Annotated in this window: 18 protein-coding genes and 2 pseudogenes; 10 read left to right on the top strand and 10 right to left on the bottom strand. The window is 70.7% G+C overall.

Annotation, left to right across the window (positions count from 1 at the left end; genetic code table 11):
* Positions 1–56: 56 nt before the first annotated feature.
* Complete coding sequence (locus ACAV_RS21610) at positions 57–947, bottom strand: LysR family transcriptional regulator (protein WP_013596706.1); 891 nt, start codon at positions 945–947, stop codon at positions 57–59.
* Between the two features lie 275 nt (positions 948–1222).
* On the opposite strand from ACAV_RS21610, the gene ACAV_RS21605 reads away from it, so the two are divergent.
* From ACAV_RS21605 to ACAV_RS21600, 3 genes are read left to right on the top strand one after another with little or no spacing between them, the layout of a single operon-like run.
* Positions 1223–2221 carry a TerC family protein gene (locus ACAV_RS21605; RefSeq protein ID WP_013596705.1) on the top strand — a complete coding sequence of 333 codons (999 nt, stop codon included), beginning with the start codon at positions 1223–1225 and terminating at the stop codon, positions 2219–2221.
* A gap of 29 nt (positions 2222–2250) precedes the next feature.
* Entirely contained in the window at positions 2251–2415 is a 165-nt protein-coding gene (locus tag ACAV_RS24945) for a hypothetical protein (RefSeq protein ID WP_167539395.1), read from the top strand.
* Entirely contained in the window at positions 2412–2990 is a 579-nt protein-coding gene (locus tag ACAV_RS21600) for a DUF2062 domain-containing protein (RefSeq protein ID WP_013596703.1), read from the top strand. The genes ACAV_RS24945 and ACAV_RS21600 overlap by 4 nt, the downstream gene beginning before the upstream one ends.
* 100 nt (positions 2991–3090) lie before the next feature.
* Here the strand turns inward: ACAV_RS21600 and ACAV_RS21595 are convergent, their stop codons facing one another.
* On the bottom strand, positions 3091–4497 hold the full coding sequence (locus ACAV_RS21595; protein ID WP_013596702.1) for a PDDEXK-like family protein: 1407 nt from the start codon (positions 4495–4497) through the stop codon (positions 3091–3093).
* Positions 4498–4638: 141 nt separating this feature from the next.
* Positions 4639–5847, bottom strand: a complete 1209-nt coding sequence (locus tag ACAV_RS21590; protein WP_013596701.1) for an MFS transporter — start codon at positions 5845–5847, stop codon at positions 4639–4641.
* Between the two features lie 100 nt (positions 5848–5947).
* Here ACAV_RS21590 and ACAV_RS21585 point away from each other — a divergent pair, with 100 nt between their 5' ends.
* Together ACAV_RS21585 and ACAV_RS21580 are read left to right on the top strand one after the other, a co-directional pair.
* The gene (locus ACAV_RS21585) at positions 5948–6547 is read left to right on the top strand and encodes a TetR/AcrR family transcriptional regulator (RefSeq protein WP_013596700.1); all 600 of its coding nucleotides are present in this window, start codon (positions 5948–5950) and stop codon (positions 6545–6547) included.
* A 166-nt stretch (positions 6548–6713) separates the two neighbouring features.
* Positions 6714–7733, top strand: coding sequence for a formylglycine-generating enzyme family protein (locus ACAV_RS21580; protein ID WP_013596699.1), 1020 nt, complete (start codon positions 6714–6716; stop codon positions 7731–7733).
* Between the two features lie 23 nt (positions 7734–7756).
* On the opposite strand, the gene ACAV_RS21575 is transcribed toward ACAV_RS21580, so the two are convergent.
* From ACAV_RS21575 to ACAV_RS21565, 3 genes are all read right to left on the bottom strand, one after another.
* Positions 7757–10018 carry a protein-disulfide reductase DsbD family protein gene (locus ACAV_RS21575; protein WP_013596698.1) on the bottom strand — a complete coding sequence of 754 codons (2262 nt, stop codon included), beginning with the start codon at positions 10016–10018 and terminating at the stop codon, positions 7757–7759.
* A 47-nt stretch (positions 10019–10065) separates the two neighbouring features.
* The gene (locus tag ACAV_RS21570) at positions 10066–10833 is read right to left on the bottom strand and encodes an alanyl-tRNA editing protein (RefSeq protein WP_013596697.1); all 768 of its coding nucleotides are present in this window, start codon (positions 10831–10833) and stop codon (positions 10066–10068) included.
* A gap of 154 nt (positions 10834–10987) precedes the next feature.
* On the bottom strand, positions 10988–12037 hold the full coding sequence (locus tag ACAV_RS21565; protein WP_013596696.1) for a zinc-binding alcohol dehydrogenase family protein: 1050 nt from the start codon (positions 12035–12037) through the stop codon (positions 10988–10990).
* A gap of 139 nt (positions 12038–12176) precedes the next feature.
* On the opposite strand from ACAV_RS21565, the gene ACAV_RS21560 reads away from it, so the two are divergent.
* The gene (locus ACAV_RS21560) at positions 12177–13085 is read left to right on the top strand and encodes a LysR family transcriptional regulator (RefSeq protein WP_013596695.1); all 909 of its coding nucleotides are present in this window, start codon (positions 12177–12179) and stop codon (positions 13083–13085) included.
* A 20-nt stretch (positions 13086–13105) separates the two neighbouring features.
* Here the strand turns inward: ACAV_RS21560 and ACAV_RS21555 are convergent.
* From ACAV_RS21555 to ACAV_RS21545, 3 genes and pseudogenes are all read right to left on the bottom strand, one after another.
* Positions 13106–14628 (bottom strand): annotated as a pseudogene (locus tag ACAV_RS21555) (tripartite tricarboxylate transporter permease).
* A 10-nt stretch (positions 14629–14638) separates the two neighbouring features.
* Entirely contained in the window at positions 14639–15085 is a 447-nt protein-coding gene (locus ACAV_RS21550) for a tripartite tricarboxylate transporter TctB family protein (protein ID WP_013596693.1), read from the bottom strand.
* A gap of 78 nt (positions 15086–15163) precedes the next feature.
* A pseudogene (locus tag ACAV_RS21545) lies at positions 15164–16420 on the bottom strand (putative Na+/H+ antiporter).
* Positions 16421–16624: 204 nt separating this feature from the next.
* On the opposite strand from ACAV_RS21545, the gene ACAV_RS21540 reads away from it, so the two are divergent.
* The 3 genes from ACAV_RS21540 to ACAV_RS21530 all read left to right on the top strand — a co-directional run bounded on the left by ACAV_RS21540 (position 16625) and on the right by ACAV_RS21530 (position 20837).
* Entirely contained in the window at positions 16625–16993 is a 369-nt protein-coding gene (locus ACAV_RS21540) for a DUF2946 family protein (protein WP_013596692.1), read from the top strand.
* A 266-nt stretch (positions 16994–17259) separates the two neighbouring features.
* Positions 17260–19326 carry a TonB-dependent receptor gene (locus tag ACAV_RS21535; RefSeq protein ID WP_244875499.1) on the top strand — a complete coding sequence of 689 codons (2067 nt, stop codon included), beginning with the start codon at positions 17260–17262 and terminating at the stop codon, positions 19324–19326.
* 2 nt (positions 19327–19328) lie between these two features.
* Positions 19329–20837, top strand: a complete 1509-nt coding sequence (locus ACAV_RS21530; protein ID WP_013596690.1) for a PepSY-associated TM helix domain-containing protein — start codon at positions 19329–19331, stop codon at positions 20835–20837.
* Between the two features lie 36 nt (positions 20838–20873).
* Here ACAV_RS21530 and ACAV_RS21525 read toward each other — a convergent pair whose 3' ends face one another.
* Positions 20874–22694 carry a methyl-accepting chemotaxis protein gene (locus ACAV_RS21525; protein WP_013596689.1) on the bottom strand — a complete coding sequence of 607 codons (1821 nt, stop codon included), beginning with the start codon at positions 22692–22694 and terminating at the stop codon, positions 20874–20876.
* A gap of 185 nt (positions 22695–22879) precedes the next feature.
* On the opposite strand from ACAV_RS21525, the gene ACAV_RS21520 reads away from it, so the two are divergent.
* Positions 22880–23728: a creatininase family protein gene (locus ACAV_RS21520; protein ID WP_041829414.1), complete on the top strand. Its 849-nt coding sequence runs from the start codon at positions 22880–22882 to the stop codon at positions 23726–23728.
* Positions 23729–23749: the final 21 nt, after the last annotated feature.

Genomic DNA, 23749 nt, shown 5'->3' with positions numbered 1-23749 from the left:
CCGAGCGTTCACCTGCGGGCGCGTATTTTCTGCCTTCTTCCTCCGCTCCTGCCCTCTCAGTCCAGCGTCCCACCTTCCACCAACCTCGTCACCAGCGGATGCATCACCTTCCTCGCACTGAAGATCAGGTGAAACTGCTCCTGCACGTCCGCCGTCGTCCCCACCGCCACCAGACCATGCGTGCGCGCCAGGTGCTCGCCCATCGATTCCGGCGCGGGCATCACGCCCATCCCGGTGCTGGCAAAGGTGGCAAGCAGGGCGCTGTCCTCGAACTCCCCCGCGATCCGCGGCCGGATGCGTTCCCGCTCCAGCCAGTGGTCGATGCGTGCCCGGGCGGCGGCGTGTTCGGTCGGTAGCAGCACGGGCACGACGGCGAGGCTCTGGGGGAAATTCCGGGCTGCTGCTTCGGCCCACTGGGGCGGCGCATACCACGCGATGGGGCTGGTGCCCAGCAACTGGCTGGTGGTCTTCAGGGCCGGGTTGGGCGGGGCGGGGCGGTCAGCCAGCACGGCGTCGAGCTTGTGCAGGGCCAGTTCGCCGAGCAGGGGCTGGAATTCGCCCTCGTGGCACAGCAGGCGCAGGTGGGGCGCGTCCAGCACGGGGGTGAGCAGGCGGTGCACGGCCACCTTGGCGATGCCGTCGGAGATGCCCAGGTTCAGCCGCAGCACGCGGCCGGTGGCGGCTTCGGCCACGCGGTGCTGCAGCTGCTCGCCCAGCGCGAAGATCTGGTCGGCCTCGTGCATGGCGGCCACGCCCGCGTCGGTGAGCACGAGGTTGCGGCCTTCGGAGCGCAGCAGGGCGGTGCCCAGGTCTTTCTCCAGCGAGCGCACCTGGGCGCTGATGGTCTGCACGGCCATGTCCAGGCGCTCGGCGGCGCGGGCCACGCCGCCTTCCTTGGCGACCACCCAGAAGTAGTACAGGTGCCGGTAGTTGAAGCTCTGGCTCATTTTTTGTAGGACAAGGAAGCAAAACAGTTCGTAAAAACCGAAGTGATCTTACGGCCGGGCTATCTTCTTTTCCGGGCCCGCAGGCCCGACAGTGCGGGTTCGCATTCCCTCTTTGTCTTCCCCACTTCGATTGCCCTCCATCATGACCACCACCCGACTTCTTCTGGTGCCGCATGCCGCACCGCCGGGCGCCGAGCCAGCCGGGCCCGGCGCTTTTGTCGTTGTTCCATCGACCACCAACGCAATGCGCCGCGTGCGCCGGGAGGGCTGAAGCCATGGTGGAAACCATCGGAACCCCCTGGATGTGGGCCGGCTTCGGCCTGTTCGTGGTCGTGGCGATCGCCATCGACCTGCTGGTCATGGAGCGCCAGGGCGCGCACAAGGTGACCATGAAGGAAGCGGTGAGCTGGAGCCTGCTGTGGTTCTCGCTCGCGTTCGTGTTCGTCGCCATCCTCTGGTGGTACCTGGACGGCTCGCAGGGCCGGGAGGTGGCCAACACGGTGTCGATGCAGTTCATCACCGGTTACCTGGTGGAGAAGAGCCTGTCGGTGGACAACATCTTCGTCTTCCTGATGATCTTCAGCTACTTCGCCGTGCCGGCGGAGTACCAGAAGCGCGCACTCATCATCGGCATCATCGGCGCGATCGTGCTGCGCACGGTGCTGATCCTGGCGGGCGCCTGGCTGCTGGCCACGTTCCACTGGCTGCTGTACGTGTTCGGCGCGTTCCTGGTGATCACGGGCGTGAAGATGTGGATCGCCGCGGGGCAGGAGCCGGACATCTCCACCAACCCGGTGTTGAAGTTCCTGCGCAAGCGCATCCGCATGTCGGATTCGTTCGACGGCGAGAAGATGACGACCGTAGTCAACGGCGTGAAGCTGTTCACCCCGCTGTTCGTGGTGCTGATCATGATCGGCGTGACGGACGTGATCTTCGCGGTGGACAGCATCCCGGCGATCTTCGCGATCACGAGCGACCCGTTCATCGTGCTCACGGCCAACATCTTCGCGATCCTGGGCCTGCGCGCGCTGTACTTCCTGCTGGCCGACCTGGCGGACCGCTTCCACCTGCTGGCCTACGGCCTGGCGATGGTGCTGGTGTTCATCGGCGCGAAGATGCTGCTGATCGACCTCTACAAGATCCCGATCGGCTACGCGCTGCTGGTGACGGGTGCGCTGATCGCGGGCTCGATCGTGGCCTCGCTCTGGACGTCGCGCGGCAAGGATGGTGGCGGCGGCGGTACGCCCCCCGCGCTGCCCGGCACGGGCGCATGAGCCCGGCCTGAACCGGAAAGACCGACACCATGGACCTGACGATGATCGAGGCCGTGATGGCCACCCTGCTGGCCGCGTTCGCGCTCACCACGTTCCTGAGCTGGCGCGGCGGCAACGAGCGCCGCGACGTGCGCCTGCTGGCGGCCCTGACCGGGGCCTGGGGCGCGGCCACCGCGGTGGCGGTGGCGCTGTGAGCGCCGCCGGCTCGGTGGCGGGGTGGCTCGCGCAGCCGCTGGCCCGTGCGATGACCGGCGTGCGCCGTTGGTTGCGACGCCGGGAGCCGGCCACCCGGGCGCTGATGGAGCGGCCGTCCCTCTCGCGGCTGCGCCCCTGGCTGGAGCGGCGCCAGCTGCTGTGCCTGCGTCGCGAGGCGCTGGCGCGCGGTGCGGCGGCGGGGCTGTTCTGCGGGCTGATCCCCGGGCCGCTGCAGATACCGGCCGCGGTCGCCGCATGTGCCGCATTGCGCGGCAATGCGGTGGCCGGTGCTGCAGCCACGCTCTACACCAATCCCCTGACCACGCTGCCGCTCTATGCCCTGGCCTTCCAGGTGGGCGCCTGGGTGCTGCCGGGCGAGCAGCGGCTGCCGGCCTGGGAGGGGTGGTCCGCCACGGGTGGCGTGGAGGCCATGGCTACGTGGATGCACGCATTGGGCGCGCCGCTGGCCGTGGGACTGCCGCTGCTGGCGCTGGGTTTTGCGGTGATGGGGTACGCGGCGGTGCAGGCGCTGTGGTGGGTGCCGGTGTGGCACCGGGCGCAGCGGATGCGGTGAGACGGCGGGAGGGCATGCCGTCCGTGCGCGTTCCCGCAGGCAGCGTCCGGGTGATGCAGGGCACACTGGCTGCCGCCCCGACGCCGTTCAGTGGCAGGCGTTACGCGCGTGTCCGTTCGACGCCCACCAGCATGCGATGGAGTTCGTCGAAGTCCGGATGCTTCAGCAGTTCGACCAAGTCTTCGCGGCGTTGCATCGCCAGCGACACGAAGTCGCCTTCCTGCTTGCCCAGCGTAAGCCAGGGATGCCGCACGCCGCTGCCATAGATATCCAGTTCGCCTTCCGGGACGAAGAGCGGATCGTTGTAGACATAGGTCCAGTAGGGCCAGGAATCCTCTGGCTCTTCAGACGGCGATTCGAACCTCGCCGCTGCGTGGCGCTTGAGGGCGTCCACAAGCTTTCGCGGGGTTTTTTCGGCTTGCTCGGGAGAAAGATAAATACCCCAGTAGAACTCTTTCGGATCCACTTGAAGATGCCACCATTCGAAGCAAAGCAACAACTCCGGTCCCCAGCCGAGTTCGAGTGAAAAGGGCATGGGTTTGGATGCCTTCAGCAAGTTGTCCGATACGCCCCAGTGCAGGGCGGTGCCTGCGGCTTTTGCTGCAGTATCCAGTTGCCGCTGCAATTGCGCCAGCTTCTGCTTTTGCCATTCTGCGAGGCTGTCGCGCATCTGGAAGGCGCTGGCAAGGGATTGTTGATTCGCGGTGAAGGCTTCGGCGATGTGGTTCATGGCGGCTTCCGGTAGATCGTTGCCCATGCGGCGTTGGAGGTAGTTGCAGAGTTCTTCGACGAACCACCGTACCTTCTGTGCCTGGATGCGCGGCAGGCTGTCCTGCAGCCATCCCACCACCTCGGGCCAGAGCAGATAGACGAAATGCCCGCTGCGTATGCGTTCCTCGCACTCCCGTTGGGGCAGGCTCGATGGATCCGGCGCCTGGTGGCCCAGATAGATCAGCATCCAGGAGCCGTGTAGCCCCTGGAGATGGTCGGAGTAGTCGAGCAACTGCTGTCCGCTGTCGCGCGAGTGTCGCCAGGGCTTGTTTTCGATGCCGATGCACCCGCCTTGCAGTTGCACGTACAGATCGATGAAGCGGCCGTTCTTCGTCCCATGTTCCCGCTGGACCTGCTTGACAGGGCTTGCCGCGAGCCAGGTGGCCGCCACTGGCGGGTGGGCTGCCTGCAATTCAGGCGAAGGAGATGTTTCTTCACGGGCGGTGATCACCTGCCGCGGCGCTGGCTGTTGCAGGGCGTTCTGCTGCCTGAGCACCAGTGCCACGAAGCCATCCCAGAACAGCCGGCCCTGGCCATGCGTGCCTTTCGGATCCAGCAGCAGGGCCAGGTGCCGGGAGATGTCTATCTCGTGGTTGCGCTGGGCATCGAACGGAGAAAAATCCGGCGCCAGCAATGGCGCCATGAGCTTCTGCGCGTGCATCCAGCCCTGATAGCGCACTTGCACGTTGCCAAGCAAGGCGCTGGCATCCGCCTTCGTGGGGCCCTCGTCCCTCATCCTTCTTCTCCTTTGGAGCTTGTTTTATGGACGAGCGACAACCTACCACCCGCAAACTGCGCTGCGGCGCCGGTGGCCCCGTCCGCGACGCCTTTTCCCGCGAGAGATCACTCTGGGAGGCGTGCCCTTGCGTTTCGGCGGTCAGGCGCGCCACGCGCTGAACGCCGACACGCCGGCCAGCGCGATCAGCAGCGCGCCGTAGCCGAGCGCGGTGGCATGCAGCCCGTACAGGCCCGTGAGCAGGCCGGCGGCGATGGCGGGCAGGGCGAAGGCGAGGTAGCTCAGCACGAAGAAGCTGGCCATGAGGCCGGCACGGTCCTGCGGGGATGCCATGGGCACCAGGCAGCGCACGGCGGCGTTGAAGCCGCCGCCGAAGCCCAGGCCCGCCACCAGCGTGCCCCCGAAAAATGCCACCGGGCTGTGCCAGGCCACGCCCGCGAGGGTGACGGCCAGGCCCAAAGCCAGCGCCGCGGCGCTGCCCTGCAGCACGCCGCGCGGCGGGCGCTGGCGCACGGCGCCGATGGCCAGGGCGCCGGGTAGCACGAGCGCGGCGATCAGCAGGCCGCCCACGAGTGGCGAGGCACTGTGCGTGACCAGCTTGCCGAGCGACGGGCCGAGCGAGAGGTAGAAGCCGCCGAGCGCCCAGCCGGCCGTGCTGAGCGGCAGGATGCGCAGCAGCGGGGCCCGCGCGGCGTGCGGCACGTGCATGCGCGGCACCAGCGAGCGCCAGGCGCCGGGGCGGCGCGGCACCGTCTCGGGCAGCCAGAAGGCGGCGGCGCACTGCAGCGCGATCACCACCAGCAGCAGCTCGAACACCAGGTGCGTGGGCGAGGGCAGGTACTGCACCAGCACGCTGGTGCCGAGGGCGCCGATGGCCATGCCGATCATGGGGGCCACGCTGTTCATCAGCGGGCCGCGCACGGGGTGCAGGTCCACCAGCAGGGCGCTGAGCGCGCTGGTGGCCATGCCCGTGGCCACGCCCTGCAGCACGCGCGCCGCGACCAGCCAGGCCACGGATTCGGCCTGCCAGAAGGCCGCTACCGAGACGCACTCCAGCGCCAGCGCCGCGATGACCACGTTGCGCCGGCCCACATGGTCCGACAGCGCGCCGAAGCACAGCAGCGCGGCGAGCAGCGCGAACGCATAGCTGGAGAAGATCACCGTGAGGCTGAAGGCCGAGAAGCCCCACATTTCGCGGTAGATCGCATAGAGCGGCGACGGCGCGCTGGACGCCGCCAGGAACACCATCAGCACGGACACCGCGAGCCACAGCGCGGCATCGGGCCCGAGCCGGCGCGCGGGCCAGGCCAGGGGCAGGGACGAGGGGGCGGGAGACAGGGCGGTAGGCATGGTTTTAACGCTAAAAAATTGCGTTAGCGGATTGTCTCACTAAAGCAAATTCTTTGCTTTATGGCCCGCCCGGACGGCTCGCCTCTCCTAGAATCGCCCCATGACGTCTGGAACCACCCGATTGCGTCCCGGCGGGCGCAGCGCCCGCGTGCAGGCTGCCGTGCACCAGGCCGTGCGCGACCTGACGGCGCTGCACGGCCGCGATGCGCTCACCATTCCGCAAATCGCGGCGCAGGCGGGCGTCACGCCGTCCACCATCTATCGCCGCTGGGGCGACCTGGTGGAGTTGCTGGCGGACGTGTCGATCGAGCGCATGCGCGACGAGGCCGGGCCGCCCGACACCGGCAGCTTCCGCGGCGACCTGCTGGCCTGGGGCGAGCAGTTCCTGGAGGAGATGTCGTCCGGCCCGGGCCGGCAGATGCTGAAGGACGTGCTCACCGCCAGCGGCTATGGCGATGGCTCGGCGCCTTGCCAGTGCATGCACATCACGGCCGGGCAGATCACGGTGATGGTGGAGCGCGCGCGGTCCCGCGGGCAGGCGACGCCCTCTGTGGACTGCGTGCTGGACACGGTGGTGGCGCCCATCATCTACCGGCTGCTGATGGGGGTGGACGCGCCCACGGTGCAGCAGGTGGTGCAGTGGGTGGATGCCTGCATGGCGCGTTCGGATGCGGATGTGGGTGCGGGGGGGGCGCGCTAGCACGGTGCCTTCGCCGCGGGACGTCGCGGTGGCGCCCCGCGGATGTGGAATCTCCGCATCTGGCCTGCACCGGAGGGGATGGGCGTGGCACGATGGCTTGCGTTCTTCCCCCAGGTCCGCAGCCGCCATGGTTTCTCTTCCGTTCCCTTGCCTGTCCCGCGTTGCGATGGCGGTGCTGTGCCTCTCCTGGCCGGCCGTGGAGGCGGCGGCCGGAAAGGCTGCCACGCCGGCGGGGGCTGCCGTGCCGGTCTGGACCAATGCACTGGGCATGCGGTTCGTGCGCGTGCCCGCCGGGAGCTTCCGCATGGGCAGCGACGAGCCCGTGGAGCGCCTGGCCCGCGATTACCCTGGCATGGAGGCCCGCCGCCTGGCGGTCCTGGATGACGAGGCGCCGGTGCACCGCGTGCGCATCACCCGAGCGTTCTACATGGGGCAGACGGAGGTCACGGTGGGGCAGTTCCGGCGGTTCGTGCTGGCGTCGGGCTACCGCGCCGAGTCCGAGGCCGACGGCACGGGCGGCTATGGCTACAACCCCGCCTACGATCCGGCCACGACGGTGCGCGGCGACGCGTTCGAGGGGCGCAGTCCGCGCTATTCATGGCGCGATCCGGGCTTCGCGCAGGGCGACGACCATCCGGTGGTCAACGTCACCTGGCACGACGCGCACGCCCTGGCCGCGTGGCTGAGCGCCACCGAGGGCCACCGCTACCGGCTGCCGACCGAGGCGGAGTGGGAATATGCCTGCCTCGCGGGCCGGCAGGCGCGCTACGGCCACGGGAACGATCCGGCGGCGCTGGCGCGCCATGCCAATACGTTCGATCAGGATGCCGCCCCCTACTGGCCGCGCTGGCAGGCGCAGGCCGTGCCGGGCCACGACGGGCACGCGTTCACGGCGCCCGTGGCGAGCTATCCGCCCAATGCCTTCGGGCTGCATGACATGAACGGCAACGCCTGGGAATGGGTATCGGACTGGCATGCGGACGACGCCTACGCGCGGTCCGTGCGCGAGGACCCGCAGGGCCCCGCCACGGGCACGGTGCGCGTGCGGCGCGGGGGCTCCTGGCACACCTGGCCGCTGTATGCGCGCTGCACCTACCGCAACTGGAACACCCCGGAGACGCGATACACGCTGGTGGGGATGCGCCTGGTGCGGGAGGTGCAGCAGGCGCCGCGCTCGCGGCGGTAGCGCGTCATGCATTCCGGGCCGGGCTACAGAGCCGCCAGCGCCGTTCGCAATTCCCTCTCCCCCAGGATCTCCGAGAACACCACCGGCTGCCGGCCGGGCGCCTGCAGCACATAGACCGGCACGCCGCTGCGCCCCAGCTGCGCCAGCGCGGCGGTGATGGCGGGGTCGCGGCGCGTCCAGTCGGCACGCAGCAGGGCCACGTTGCGGCCGGCGAATTCGCGCAGCACGGCGTCATTGGCGAGGGTGGTCTTCTTGTTGAACTGGCAGGTGACGCACCAGGCGGCGGTGTAGTCCACGAACACGGGGCGGCCCTGGGCGAGCAGTTCTTCCGCCAGGCCCGGTCGCCATGGCTGCCAGGCCGCGGTGTTCGGCACGGTCCCTGCCGCGCCAGGGGCTGCAGCGGCCACCGCGGGCGGGGCCATCTCGACGATTTTCGGCACGGCCGCCACGGCCAGGGCGGCGAACACCACCAGCGAGAGCGGCGCCATCGCCATCCGGGCCCGGCCCGCGAGCGTGAAGGCCCACACGACCATGCCGAGCGCCACGAGCAGCGCGAGCAGGGCCGCCGCGCCGTCGATGCCGCTCTGCTGGCCCAGCACCCAGACCAGCCAGACGACGGTGGCGAACATGGGGAAGGCGAGGAAGCGGCGCAGCGTGTCCATCCAGGCGCCGGGGCGCGGCAGGGCGCGCGCGACGGCGGGCACCCAGCTGGCGGCCAGGTAGGGCAGGGCGAGGCCGATGCCGAGTGCCGCGAACACCGCCAGCGCCTGCGCGGCCGGCAGCGTGGCCGTGAGGCCGACCGAGGCGCCCATGAAGGGAGCGGTGCAGGGCGAGGCCACGGCCACGGCGAGCACGCCGGTCAGGAAGGCATCGGCCACGGGGTGGCGGGCCTGCAGGCCGGCCAGGGAGGAGGGCAGCATGCGGCCGAACTCGAACACGCCGGAGAGGTTGAGGCCGATCAGCGTGAACAGCGCGGCCAGCGCCGCCACCACGGCGGGCGACTGCAGCTGGAAGCCCCAGCCGACGGCCTCGCCGGCCGCGCGCAGCGCCAGCATGGCACCGCCCAGGGCCAGGAAGGAGAGCACCACGCCGGCCGTGTAGGCGATGCCGCCCAGCCGGTGGGCGCGCCGGTCCTGCCCGTGGCGCGCGAACCCGGCCACCTTGATGGCGAGCACCGGGAACACGCAGGGCATGAGGTTGAGCACCAGACCGCCGAGCAGGGCACCCAGCAGCGCGGCCGCCAGGACGCCGGCCGGTGCCGGGGCGGCGGGCGCCACCGGGGCCGGTGCCGATGCCTGCTGCGCATTCGCGCGCAGCGCGGCCTCCAGGGCGGGCGAGACGGTGGCCATGGAGGCCGGCCGGGGCCAGCCGCCTTCCACGGGGAGCTCGGCGCGCCATCCCCGGCCGCCCTGCGCGAGCACGACGGGCAGGGGCATGGGGCCTTCGCTGCGCTGGGCGGACAGCGGCACGCGCGCGGTCCAGACGTCGCCCTGCCAGTCCTGCGTGCCGTCGTCGGCGGTCTCGATGATGCCGGGCGTTTCGGGGAAGAAGTCCAGCGGCTTGCCGCGCACTGCCTCGGGCAGGCCGGCCACGGTGAGCACCAGCATGCCGCGTTCCACCCGCGCGTGGCTGCGGGTGCCGCCGGCAGCCGCGGCTGCCGGCGGCGGCAGCGGCTGCGGATGGGCCTGGCGCGCCGCCTCGAAATCCTGCGCCTGCATGGCGGTGGTGCTGGCGATGGGCACCTGCAGGGTGAAGGTGCCCTCTTCGGGAATGCATTCCTTGCGGCAGACCAGCCAGGAGGCATGCAGGGTGAAGGTGGCGTTGCGCGCCAGCGGGCCCGGCGAGAACGCGCCGGAGACGGTCATGGGCACGGGCAGCAGCACCGTGCCCTCGTAGCCGTAGTTGGCCAGCGTGCCGATGGGGATCTTGCGCGGCACGGGCCAGGCGATCTCGCCCGCGTCGATGCCCGGCGGCAACTGGCGCCATTCGATCTGCGTGGGCAGGCCGGAGTCGCCCGGGTTCTTCCAGTAGGTGTGCCACTCGGGCTGGTGCGTGATCGACAGGCCCAGCCACAGCGGCTTGCCCGGCCCCACGCCGTCGGGCGCGTGCGCCACCAGTTCGGCGCGCACGTGCGGGGTGGTGACGGTGCTGCTTCCGGCCACGGGGCCGGCAGGGGCGCCGCCGGCTGGCTGGGAGAGCAGCTGGGCGGAGGCCGGGGCCGCCAGGGCGCAGGCAGCCAGGAGGGCGAGGGGCGGCAGCAGGCGCTGCAGGAGGCGGACGGACATGGCGCGGGTGAGAGCGGCGCGGGCGGCGTTGGTTCCTGGACGCGGGCTCAGGCCGCGAAGCCGAGCACCACGCGGCGGGCCATGGCGCCTTTTTTCTCGATTTTGGTGACGACCACCGCGCCGATCTCTGCGGTGTTGGCGACGTGGGTGCCGCCGCAGGGCTGCAGGTCGATCCGGGGCTGGCCATCGGTGCCCACGCGCACGGTGCGCACCTGGCCGCTGCCGCGCGGCGGCTGCACGCTCATGCTCTTGACGAGGTCGGGCTGGGCGTCCAGCTCGGCATCGGTGATGGCGCCGATGGTGACGGGGTGCGCTTCGGCCACGAGCCGGGCGATGCCGGCGTTCAGGGCGGCGGCGTCCAGCGGGCCGTCCATGTGGAAATCCAGCCGCGCGGCGTCGGGCGTGACCGAGCAGCCGTTCACGGGCTGGGCCACCAGGTGGCACAGCAGGTGGGTGGTGGTGTGGAAGCGCATCAGCCGGTGGCGGCGCTCCCAGTCGATGCGGGCGGTGACTTCCTCGCCCACGGCGGGGGGCTCGGCGCCCGGGGCCGGCACGTGCACGATGGCGGCCGTGGGCTTGCCTTCGGCGTCCTTGGCCTTGCGCGTGTCGGCGATCGGCACCTCGCGCCCGCCGGCCCGCACCAGCACCCCGGCATCGCCCGCCTGCCCGCCGCCCAGGGGGTAGAACACCGTGCGGTCGAGCACGATGCCGCCGTCGGGCAGCACGGCGGCCACGGTGGCGCGGCATTCGCGCAGGTAGGCGTCTTCACGGAACAGGTCGCGGGTGGGAGCGGCAAGGGCATCTTCGTGGGTCATCCGGCGATGGTAGCGCCGTCGTCCTGCACGTCGCTGGGACGCCCCGCGGCCGGCCCTGTCCGAAGGCCGCGGAGCAGGCCATGCCAGTGGACGCCGTGGAACCGGCTTTGCCGGGCCACTGGCGGCGTCCCCTTGGGGGATGGCGCGCAGCGACTCAGGGGGTTACGACCAGTTTTCCGATGGTCCGGCCGCTCTCGATGCGGGCGTGCGCCTCGCGCAGCGTGGCGGCCGAGAGCGGACCCAGGGTGCCGGTGAGCGTGCTGCGCAGGCGGCCGGCGCGGGCGAGTTCCGCCACTTCGGCCAGCAGTCGGCCCTGGGCGGCCATGTCGGGCGTGCCGAACATCGGACGCGTGAACATCATCTCCCAGTGCAGCGACAGGCTCTTGCGCTTGAGCGGCATCACGTCGAGCGAGGGCATGTCGTCGATCACCGCGATGCGGCCCTGCGGGCGCAGGCATTCCACGTACTGCGCGAGGTACTGAGGAGTGTGGGTGAGGCTGGCCACGGCATCGACGGCCTCGATGCCCAGGGCCGCGAGCTGCGGCGCGAAGGGCTCGCGGTGGTCGATGACCGCATGCGCGCCCAGGTCCAGGCACCACTGGCGGGTTTCCGGGCGCGAGGCGGTGGCGACCACGCGCAGGCCGGTGAGCTGGCGCGCGATCTGGATGAGCATCGAGCCCACGCCGCCCGCGCCGCCCACCACCAGCAGCACGGGGGCGTCGGCCGCCGCCGCTGCCGGGCCGGTCGCGGCCCCGGGATGGCGGGCGAAGCCCAGGCGGTCGAACAGCAGTTCCCAGGCGGTGATGGCAGTGAGCGGCACGGCGGCGGCTTCGGCGTCGGTCCAGGTGGCCGGCGCATGGGCGGCGATGCGCGCATCCACCGCATGCAGCTCGGCATTCGTGCCGGGGCGGTCGATGGCACCGGCATAGAACACACGGTCGCCCACGGCGAAGCCGCGCACCTCGGAGCCCATCGCCTCCACGGTGCCGACCGCATCCCAGCCGAGCACCTTGGGCTGGCCGGCCTCGGCGGGCGCGGCGCTCGCGCGCACCTTGGTGTCCACCGGGTTCACAGAGACGGCGCGCACGCGCACCAGCAGATCGTGCGGGCGCGGCACGGGCGCGGGCAGATCGGAAAAATCCTGCAGGCCCTGGCCGGGAGCGGCATCGAGGGCATGGGGGGTGAAATAGCCGACGGCTTTCATGGGGAGTCCTTTCTGAGGGGAGATGGCAACGGCCTGGCGCGGATCGCCCGGGATCGGTAGGGCGCCACGGAAGGGTTGCCATGATTCTGGTGATTCAAAATGCGATTGATAAGCCGCCAGAAATCGCTATCACCTGCAAATGAAATTTGAAAATCTCTCTGATCTGCGCGTGCTGGTGGAAGCCGCGCGCGGGGGCTCGCTCACCGCCGCCGCGCGGGCGCTGGAGGTGACGCCCGCGGCCGCCAGCGCCATGCTCAAGCGCCTGGAGGCGCAGGTGGGCGTGCGCCTGTTCGAGCGCTCCACGCGCGCACTGCGCATCACCGCCCAGGGCGGCACGCTGCTGGAATACGCCGAACGCGCGCTGGAACTGCTGGACGAAGGGGCCGGCCTGGCGCAGAGCGAGACCGGCGCGCTGCGCGGCACGGTACGACTGGCCGCACCCACCGATCTGTCGCGCGTGCTGCTGCCGCGCTTCGACCGGTTCATGGAGCGGCACCCGGGCGTGCAATTGGCGCTTTCAGCCAGCGACCGCCTGCACGACGTGCGGCGCGATGCGGTGGACCTCGCCCTGCGCTACAGCGCGGAGCTGCCGGATTCGCAGTTGGTGGCGCGCGCACTGCACCGCACGCGCCGCCTCGCCTGCGCGGCACCGGAATATCTCGCGCGCCACGGCACCCCGCGGCACCCGTCGGAACTGGCCGCGCACCGCTGCATCGCCATGGCGATCGCGGGCCGGCGCGAGGTGCGCTGGACCTTCGAGCGCGCGCCGGGCCATCCGCCCGAGACCGTCGGCATCACCCTGCGCGCCGAGCGCAGCGTGGACGACGGCGCCCTGGCCCACGCCTGGGCGCTGGCCGGCGGGGGCATCGTCTACAAGTCGCGGCTGGACGTGCAGGCGCATCTGGACAGCGGGCAACTGGTGGAACTGCTGCCCGGGTGGCTCGGGCAGGCGTACACGGTGTACGCGGTGCTGCCGAGCCAGCGGTTCGTGCCCGCAAGGGTGCGGGCGCTGGTGGAGTTCCTGGCGGAGGAATGGCGCCCCGGATGATGCCGGGGCGCCCGCTGAGGTCACGCCCGGGCTTCGGCGAGCCGGAGCGCTTCGCGGGCCTTCAGCGTCTTCTTCACCGTGCCCCAGATCGCCCAGGCGAGCAGCGCGCCCGCCACTGCCAGCAGGGAAGCGCTGATCGGCCGGGTGACGAAGACGGACGGGTCGCCGCGCGACAGCAGCATGGCGCGGCGCAGGTGCTCCTCGACCATGGGCCCAGGATGTAGCCGAGCAGCAGCGGCGCGGGCTCGAAGCGCAGCACCATCAGCGCGTAGCCGACGATGCCCAGCAGGGCGACCATGTAGATGTCGAAGGTGTTGTTGTTCACGCTGTACACGCCCAGCGCGACGAACACCAGGATGGCCGGGTACATCCACGAGAACGGGATGCGCAGCAGCGCCACCCACAGGCCGATGGTGGGGATGTTGAGCAGCACCAGCATGATGTTGCCGATCGCGAAGCTGACGATCAGGCCCCAGAAGAGCTCCGGCTGTTCCGTCATCAGCATCGGCCCGGGGGTGATGCCGTGGATGATGAGCGCGCCCAGCATCACGGCCATCACCGCGTCGCCCGGAATGCCCAGCGACAGCGAGGGCACGAAGGCGGTCTGCGCCGCCGCGTTGTTGGCCGATTCCGGCGCGGAGATGCCTTCGATGGCGCCCTGGCCGAAGCGGCTGGGGTCCTTGGCCACGCGCTTCTCGACGGCGTACGACATTAAGGCCGCGATGGACGACCCCACGCCGGGCAGCGCGCCCAGCGCCGCACCCAGGGCGGAGCCGCGCATCATGGGCTTGACGGTTTCCTTCATCTCCTGCCGGGTGGGCATCATGGAGCGCATGGTGATGTTCTCCGGCTGCTTCTCGGTGTCGGTGGAGTTGATGCAGCGCACGACTTCCGCCACGCCGAACAGGCCCATGGCCAGCGCGACGAGGTTGATGCCGTCCATCAGTTCGGGGATGTCGAAGCTGTAGCGCGCGACGCCGGTGTTGACGTCGGTGCCCACCATGCCCAGCAGGATGCCGAACACCACCATGGCCAGGCCCTTGGCGGCGGAGCCCCCGCTCATCGACGATGCGGCCACGAGGCCCAGGACCATCATCGAGAAGAACTCGGCGGGCCCGAACTTCAGCCCGACCTCGGCGATCATGGGCGAGAACAGCACGAGCAGGATGAGCCCGGACATCGCGCCGACCAGCGAGGCGATGGTGGTGACGAACAGCGCGAGGCCGGAGCGTCCCTTCTTTGCCATCGGGTAGCCGTCCAGGCAGGTCACCGCGGAGGATGGTGTGCCGGGCAGGTTCAGCAGGATCGCCGCGGTGGAGCCGCCGTACTGGGCGCCGTAGTAAACGCCGGCCAGCATGATGATCGCGGCCGTGGGGGGGATGTGGTAGGTGATCGGCAGCAGCAGCGAAATGGCCGCGAGCGCGCCGATGCCCGGCAGCACGCCCACCAGCGTGCCGAGGAACACCCCGAAGAAGCAGTACGCGAGGGTGCTGGGTTCGGATGCGACCTGCAGGCCGAGCCAGAGGTTGTCAAGCAATTCCATGGGGTGTCTCCTAGATGCTCCAGGGCCAGGTCGGCAGGACCATCTGCAGCCCGACGACGAAGATCAGCACGGTGATGAGCGCGACCACCGCCGAGACGGTGAACTGCGTGCGCAGGCGCATCGGCGCCGGCACCAGCGCCACCAGCGACGCGGTGAACGCGGCCAGGATGATTCCGCCGGTGCGCAGCAGCACCGCGAAGACCAGCAGGCTGGCCACCGAGAAGGCCAGGTTTTTCCACTGCACGACGATGGGCGAGCCCTGGCGCCAGAGCGCCGGCAGGGCCACCAGCAGGCCCAGCACGGCCAGCAGCCACCCCAGGACGATCGGGAAGTAGCCCGGGCCCATGCGGGCCGAGGTGCCCATCGCGTAGTGGACGTGGCCATAGACCGCGAAACCTGTGCCGATGACGCCCATGGCGGCACCTCCGATCACGTCGTGGATGTCTCTCAATTTCACTCGCTGTCTCCTTTCAGGTTGAAAAATGGCAAGGCTGCGCCCTGCCGTTGCGGGCATGCGGTCGAAAAATGGATGGGGCTAGAGGAAGAGCAGCGCCGAAGCGGCTATCGCGGTGGGTACGAGGGCGCCCAGCAGCAGCGCCCCCACGCTGACGGTTTCATCCCGGAACCCGCCCTTGAGCAGCGAGACCCCGGCGGGGTTGGGTGCATTGGCGATCACGGTGAGCCCCCCGCCGGCCACGGCGCCGGCCACCAGCATGTACCTGGCGGCGTCCGTCATCCCTTCGATGAGGGAGCCGAGGTAGGTCAGCGCGGCGTTGTCGGTGATGGCCGTGAGGCCCAGCGCGCCGAAGAACAGCACCACCGGCTCCAGCCCTTCGACGATGGGCCGCAGCCACTACTGCTGCATGCCGCCCAGCACGACGAGGCCCGCGAGGAAGAAGCCGACGAGCAGCGCCTCTTTCAGGATCAGGCGGTTCTGGTGCTGCCGGTACGCCTGGGCGATGCCGAGGAACAGCAGGAACAGGCCGAGGAAGATGACCGGGTGGTGCGCGGCGGCGATCACCGCGGCCAGCAGCGCCACGTGCACCGCCACGAGCGGCCAGGGAACGGTGGCGGACGATCCGCCGCGCGCCGGCTCCGGTGGACGGACGAGGTGACTGCGCAGCACGAAGGCCGCGAGCGTGGCGTTGGCGGCCACCGCCAGGGCGGACTTCCACCCGAAGTGGGCCAGCATGAACCAAGAGTCCCAGCCCCAGGTGGCCGCGACCATCAGGACCGGCGGGGCCGCATAGGAGGTGAGCGTGCCGCCGATCGAGACGTTCACGAACAGCACGCCCAGGGCGAAGTACTTAGCGCCCTCCGGCACGTCCTTGCGGAACAGCTGGCCCGAGAGCATGAGGGCCGCGATGGTCATCGCAGCGGGCTCGGTGACGAGCGAGCCCAGCAGCGGGACCACGGCGAGGCCGAGCCATGCGGTGGCCAGCGGCGTGTCCACCGGCAGCGCCCGCGCCGCGCGCTCCAGCAGGTCGTTGATGGTCTGCAGGATCGGCCGGGATGCCGCCATCACCATGACGACGAACACGAAGAGCGGCTCGGTGTAGTTGCGCGATTCCGCGTATTCCACGGCTTCAGAGCCGCCCGCGACGAGGGCCATCACGGCCACGAGGACGATCGCCCACAGGCCGAAGACGACCTCGACCTCGCCCAGGAAGTGGAAGATGCCGGAGTGTTTGGGAAAGCGGTGGGACAGGCGCTCGAACTGCTTCGCGGTGAACGTGTGCAGCAATGCGATGCCGAAAAGGAGAGCCGCAATGGACTCCATGGATGGGTGCATGGGAGATGGTCGGCAGTGATCCGCGAGGCGGCCCGACCTTCGCTAAACCTGCCGCACCCCATGTGACGACACCCTGGCTGGAATTCTATCGGCGTGACCCGGAGTCCGCGTACGCGATATCGCGTACACCCTGGACCGCCGCATAATGCAGGCCGCCGGCGCGCACACCGCATCGGCGTCTTCACACATCCTCTCCCCGTTCCGGTGACTGCCCTCCTGCCCCGCCTTCGCCGCCTGGCCCCGCTGGTCCTGGCGTGGTGGATGCTCGCCTTCGGCATGGCCGCGGCGTCGCCGCTGCTGCACCCGCAGAGCCTGCAGGTGGTGTGCAATGCGGCGGGCGCCGCCAAGCTGGTGGCCGTGCAGGACGATGGCAGCGGCCTGCGCGAGATGGGCCAGCACGGCCTGGATTGCGCGCTGTGCCTCGCGCCCGGGGCTCCGCCGCCCGCGCCGCAGGTGCTGGCGGTGCCGATGGAGCAGCCGCTGGCGCATGTGCTGCAGCCCGTGGAGGCCGCGCGCCTCGCGGCGCTGGTGGGCGCGCCGCTGCCGGCGCGCGGGCCGCCGGCGCGGGCCTGACCGGCCTGCCTTTCTTCCGGCAGGGCTGCCGCGCTTGCTGGCCCCTCGGGGCCGCCTGTCGCGGCAGAGGTCTTCCTTCTCCTTTCGTCTCCCCGCTTTTTTCCCGTCGATGGCCGCGCTCGCGTGGACCTGACGGGCACTGCTTGCACGAGGTGGATATGGACCGGCTTCGTCGTCGTCGCTTCCGTTTGTCTTTTCGTTTTTCTTTTCCTTCTTCGTCTTCTCCCGTATTCCGGCTTCCATGGCCTGTGGCCGTCGGGCGTGCAGTGCGCCGTTCGGCGCCGGCCGCGCTGGCGGCCCTTCCCGTGCTGGCGGCCTGGGGGCAGGAAGTGCCCGGGGCCGCCGGCAGCCATGGCACGGCGGCAACCTCCGCTCCGGCGGAGGCCGGTGCCGCGCTCACGCTGGGAACGGTGGAAGTGCGCGAGGGCCCCGGCGGCGCGCTGCCGGCGCGCAGCGTCTCCACGTCGGTGGACATCGTGGGCGGCGAGGTGCTGCAGGATGCCCGCGTGGACCACACCTGGGAGCTGTTGGGCCGCGCGCCCGGGGTGCAGGTCACGCCGTTCCGGCAGGGGGTGGATGCAGGGCGCTTCTCCTTCCGCGGCTTCAATGGCGAGGGCCGGGTGAACGCGGTCAAGCTGCTGATCGATGGCATCCCGTCGAACGACAACGCGGGCGGCATGCCGTTCCTGGATGCGGTGTTCCCGCTCGACATAGAGGCAGTGGAGGTGGTGCGCGGCACGAACGACCCGCGCTATGGGCTCAACAACATCGCGGGCAACGTGAACGTGCTCACGCGCGCGGGCGGCAACGAAGGCCGCGCGACGCTCACGGCGGGCAGCTTCGGCACGCGCGACGTGCAGGTGGTCAAGGGCATCGAGTCGGGGCCTTGGAGCCAGAACTACGGCGCGTTCTGGCGCACGGGCGAAGGCTGGCGCGACCATGCGGAAGGCACGCAGCGCGCGCTCTCGGGCAAGTGGTTCTACACCGATCCGGGCGGCGGCTGGCGCGCGGGCCTCACGGCGCGATATTTCCGCAACGCGGCGGATGAATCCGGCTACCTGACGCGCGAGCAGGCCGCGGCGCAGCCGCGCTGGTCGCCGCCGTGGTCGTCCTCGGACCACAGCACGCGCGAGACGGGGCAGTTGGGGCTGCATTGGGACGCGCAAGTGGCCGAGCGCCTGTCGTGGACGGCGCGCGCCTACGCCAACCACTATGAGAACCAGCGCTGGGTGCGGTTTTCGCAGGCCGGCGTGCAGCAGGAGCGCGACAACGACGAGGACCAGCGCGGGCTGTCGGGCGTGCTGACGTGGCGGCCCGCGGTGGCCTGGGCGCACGCGTTCACCCTGGAGGGCGGGGTGGACGCGCAGTGGCAGGACAACGGCGCGCAGCGCTGGCGCACGGTCGATCGTGTGCGCACTTCGCAGTTCCGGGACTGGGATTTCGACGTGCATACGCAGGGGGCGTATGTGCAGGCGGTGGTGCAGCCGGTGGCGTCGCTGCGCATCGTGCCGGCGCTGCGCGTGGACCGGCTGGGCGGGGATTTCACCGACCGGCTGACGGGGCAGCGCTACGGCATGCACGGCTACGGCACCATCCGCCAGCCCAAGCTGAGCGTGGCCTGGACGGCGCGCGAGGGCGTGACGCTGTATGCCAATGCGGGCCGCACCTTCCAGGTGGGCACGGGCATCGATGCCTACCGCACGCAGGCGCGCGACCTGGGCCCGTCGATCAACGACGGATGGGAGACGGGTGTGCGCTGGCAGCCTGCACCGGGCTGGGAGGCGCGCGTGGCCACGTGGCAGCAGCGCGCATCGGGCGAGGTGGCGCGCGTTCTCGGCGTGGACGGGCTGCCCGATCCCGGCGGGCTGGGCAACGTGGGGCGCACGCGGCGCACGGGCTGGGACGCGCAGCTCAATGCTCGCCTGGGCGCGCGCTGGACGGGCTGGATCGCCTATTCGCACCAGGTGGCGCGCATCACCGTGCCCGATCCGTCCGCGCCGGACACCGCCGGCCGGGAGGTCGAGAACGTGCCGCACTACCTGGCGAGCGCTGGCGTGCAGGTGCGTGCCACGGAGGTGTTGCGCCTGTCGGCCACGGTGACGGCCCAGGGCGACTATTACCTGGACCGCACCAACACCCAGGGCCGCGCGGGGCGCTACGCACTGCTGGACCTGGGCGCCACCTGGCAGCTCACGCCCACGGCGGATGTCGGCGTGCAGGTGCGCAACGCGACGAACCGGCGCTACGTCTATGCGTGGTATGACAGCGGCTCCTCGGGCTATTCGCCGGGCGACGGCCGCAGCGTCGCGGTCAGCCTGGGATGGAGGTTCTGACCATGGCATTGACCACCAAGACCACCGCGAAGATCACCGCCGCAAGCCTGTACCGCGCGGTGTGGCGCTGGCATTTCTATGCCGGGCTGCTGGTGCTGCCGTTCCTGGCCTGGCTGGCGGTGACCGGCGGGGCGTTCCTGTTCCAGGCCGAGATCGATGGTTGGGTCCACCGCGATCTGCTGCGCGTGGCGCAACCCGTGCCACCGGGCGCGGCCCGACCGCCCAGCGCGCTGGTGGCCGCTGCGCTGGCGGCGCAGCCGGGGCAGTGGTTCCGCTACACGCCGGCCGCGGGGCCGGGTGACAGCGCGAACGTGGGCATCGCCACCGCGGACGGGCGGCGCGTGGCGGTGTATGTGGATCCGGGCTCGGCGCGGGTGCTGGGGCAACTGCCCGAGCGGGGCACGCTGTCCTGGCAGATCCGGCGGCTGCACAGCCTGAAGGTGATCGGCCCGGTGGCGCGCGGCGTGATCGAGATGGCGGCGGGCTGGGCCGTGGTGCTGGTGGCGACGGGGCTGTACCTGTGGTGGCCGCGCGGCCGCCGGGGCGGGGTGGTGTCGGTGCGCGGGCGCCCGGCCGAGCGGGTGTTCTGGCGCGACCTGCATGCGGTGCTGGGCCTGGGCGTGGGCGCGATCCTCGCGTTCCTGGCGCTGACGGGAATGCCCTGGTCGGTGTTCTGGGGCGCGCAGGTGAACGCCTGGGCGAACGGCAGCCACTGGGGCTATCCGGCCGGCGTGCGCGTGCAGCTGCCGATGTCGGCCGTGCCCGTGGCGGACACGCTGGCCGTGCCGTGGAGCCTGCAGCAGGCGCGCGTGCCCGTGGCCTCTGCCGTGCCGGCCGCGATGGTGGCCGGCGGGCGCGGGGGGCATGGCGGGCATCCGGGCCATGAGGGACACGTGGGCGATGCAGGCCAGGACGGGGCCGGGGAGCACGCCGGTCACGGTGCAGAGGCGGCAGCGCCCGCCACCGGGCCGCAGCCCCTGCCGGCCATGCCGCCGATCGGCCTGGACGCCGCGATGGCGGTGTTCACGCGGCTGGGCATGGCGCCTGGCTTCGGCGTGGCTGCGCCGCAGGGCGCGGGCGGCGTCTATACCGCCTCGGCCTATCCGGCCGATCTCGGCCGGCAGCGCGTGGTGCACCTGGACCAGTACAGCGGCCGTCCGCTGCTCGACATGGGCTATGCCGACTACGGGCCGGTGGCGAAGGGGCTGGAGTGGGGCATCAACGTCCACCTGGGGCAGCAGTACGGGGTGGCCAACCAGATCGTGCTGGCCGTGGCCTGCGCCGGCATCGTGCTGCTGTGCGTCGCGGGTGCGGTGGCGTGGTGGAAGCGCCGCCCGGCCGGGGGGCTGGGCGTGCCGCCGCTGCCGGCGCAGCCGCGCGCGCTCTGGGTGGTGGCCGGGATGATGGCCGTGGCCGGCGTGCTGCTGCCCCTGCTGGGGCTGTCGCTGCTGTGCATGCTGGCGGTGGACGCCGCCTGGCGCAGGCGGCAGGCGGGTGCTTTGCAGGGGTAGGGCCCGCAGCGCTCGGCAGTGCGGGCCCGCCCGGCGTCAGAAGGTTTCCCAGTCGTCGTTGTTCTGGCTGGATGCGCGGGCGGGCGCCGGGGCGGCCGTCTGCGCCGGAGGCAGCGCGGGGCGGGCGGCCCCTGCTGCCGATGCCTGCGCCGGTGCGGGATGCTTCGGTGCGGTGGCGATGCCGGGCGCAGGGCGCGGGCTTGCGGCGGGCGCCTTGGCATGCTGCAGCGCGGCGGAAGCGGCACGGGCGGTGTCGCGGCTGCGGGACTGCGCCTGGGCGATGACGGCCTGGGAGGCATTGGCATCGACCTGGAAGACGCTGACGAGCTGCACGAGGCGTGCGGCCTGGGAGTTGAGGCTGTCGGCGGCGGCGGCGGATTCCTCCACGAGGGCGGCGTTCTGCTGGGTGACCTGGTCGAGCTGGTTGACGGCGTCGCTGACCTGGGAGATGCCCTGCTCCTGCTCGTGGGTGGCAGCTCCGATCTCGGCGATGAGGTCGGCGACGCGGCGGGCCTGCTCGACGATCTCGCCCATGGTGGAGCCGGCCTCGCCCACGAGTTGGGAGCCGGTCTCGACCTTGGAGACGCTCTCGCCGATGAGGGCCTTGATCTCCTTGGCGGCCTGGGCGGAGCGCTGCGCGAGGGTGCGGACTTCGGAAGCGACGACGGCGAAGCCCCGGCCCTGCTCGCCGGCACGTGCGGCCTCGACGGCGGCGTTGAGGGCGAGGATGTTGGTCTGGAAGGCGATGGAGTCGATGACGCCGATGATGTCGCCGATTTTGCGGGAGGAGTCGGTGATGTCCTGCATGGTGCGCACGACGTTGCCCACGACTTCTCCGCCGCGCGCGGCGGTGGCGGAAGCGGAGGATGCGAGCTGGGATGCGGTGCGGACGGTGTCGGCGTTCTGCTTGACGGTGGAGTTCATCTGCTCCATGGAGGCGGCGGTTTCCTGGAGGTTGGAGGCCTGCTCCTCGGTGCGCTGGCTGAGGTCGGCGTTGCCGGTGGCGATCTGGGATGCGCCGGTGGCGATGGATTCGCTGCTGTGGCGGACCTCGGAGACTACTTGAGCGAGGTTGGCGCGCATGGCGCCCATGGCGGCGAGGACGGAGGAGGAATCGCCGGGGCGCAGGTCGACGTGGACGGCGAGGTTGCCGCGGGCGACTTCCTGGGCGATCTGTGCGGCGTAGGCGGGTTCGCCGCCGAGCTGGCCCTTCACCTGGCGGGTGATGGACCAGGCGACCAGTGCGCCGAGCGCGGCCGACAGCACGGCCAGCACGATCATGGTGTTGCCGGCGGCATTGGCATCGCTGCTGGCAGTTTCCGCCATGTCCGTGGTCATCTTGCGCTGGTAGGCGATCATGTCCTCCACGGCCTTGAAGTAGGCGTTCTGTGCGGTGCGCATCTCGCCGAGCAGCACGGTGCGCGCGTTGACCATGTCATTGGCGAGGCCGAGCTTCGCGGCCTTCTCGACGGTGGCGAGGAACTGCGGACGTGCTTCGCCGATGCGGTCCATCAGGGCCCGGCCTTCGGGCGAGCGCACGCGCTGCTGCAGCTTGCCCATGAGTTCCGACGTCTCCGCGATCACGCCGTCGAGGCGCTTTTTCTCTTCGGCCATGGATGCGTCGTCTTCCAGCAACGCGAGGTTGCGCACGGCGCGGGCGACGACGTTGGTGTTGTCCTTGACCTGCTGCAGGTGCAGCAGGATGTCGAGCCGGTCGCGCGACAGCGTCTGGAGGTTGGAGCCCGTGCGGTCGAGCTGGATACGCCCGTAGGCAGCGACCAGGAAGCCGATGGCGATCACGATGGCGAAGCCCGTGCCGAGCATGGCTCCGAGCCGGATGTTCTTCAAGAAGTTCACGAATTCCTCCCTTATGGCGATTTGCTGTGGAACATATAAGACGCTATCACTTCGATAATTGTTACTTATTGTTTTTATTTAATACAAGGTGATAAAGGAAGGCGGTGCCTATGCACGCAGTCGGATTGATCGCTTCCGGTGATGAACGCGACCGTGCACGCAGCGTGCCGAGCCTGTGCATGCCCATGCCCTACGATGCGCCCATGCCTTATCCCTCCCGCTTCTGGGCCGAACTCTCCACCCGCGATTTCTCCGAGGCCCGGGCCTCGGGCCTGGCGGCGCGCACCGTGGCCGTGCTGCCCGTGGCCGCCATCGAGCAGCATGGGCCGCACCTGCCGCTCAGCGTGGACGCCGCGCTGCTGCGGGGCGTGATCGATGCCGCGCTGCCGTTGCTGCCACCGGACCTGCCCGTGCTGTTCCTGCCGCCGCAGGATGTGGGCCTGAGCACCGAGCACACGGCCTTTCCGGGCACGCTCACGCTGTCGCCGTCCACGGTGATCGCGCTCTGGAGCGAGCTGGGCGCCTGCGTGGCGCGCGCGGGGGTGAAGAAGCTGCTGCTCTTCAATGGCCACGGCGGCCAGGTGAGCGTGATGGACATCGTGGCGCGCGAACTGCGCCAGCGGCATGGCCTGCTGGTGTACAGCGCGAGCTGGTTCAGCCTGCCGCTGCCGGAGGCGGTGCAGGGCCTGTTCAGCGCCGAGGAACACCGCTTCGGCATTCATGCCGGGCAGATCGAGACCTCGATGATGCTGCACCTCGCGCCGAACACCGTGCGCATGGCGCATGCCGGCCGGTTCCGCTCCACGTCGCAGGACCGCGCGGAGCGCTACGCCATCCTCGGCAACGGCCGCAGCGCGAAGATGGGCTGGGCGATCGAGGACTACCACCCGTCGGGGGCCGTGGGCGACGCGGCCGGTGCCACGGCCGGGAAGGGCCGCGCCGTGGTCGAGGCCGCCGCCGCGCAACTGGCGGCGCTGCTCGGCGAGATCCACGACCTGCCGGACGGCACGCTGGCAGGGGCGCCCGGAGGGTGAGGCGCTGCCGGGCCGCCCTGT

The sequence above is a fragment of the Paracidovorax avenae ATCC 19860 genome (genome assembly GCF_000176855.2).
Lineage (GTDB): Bacteria > Pseudomonadota > Gammaproteobacteria > Burkholderiales > Burkholderiaceae_C > Paracidovorax > Paracidovorax avenae.
This window is presented reverse-complemented; position numbering and strand designations above follow the sequence as displayed.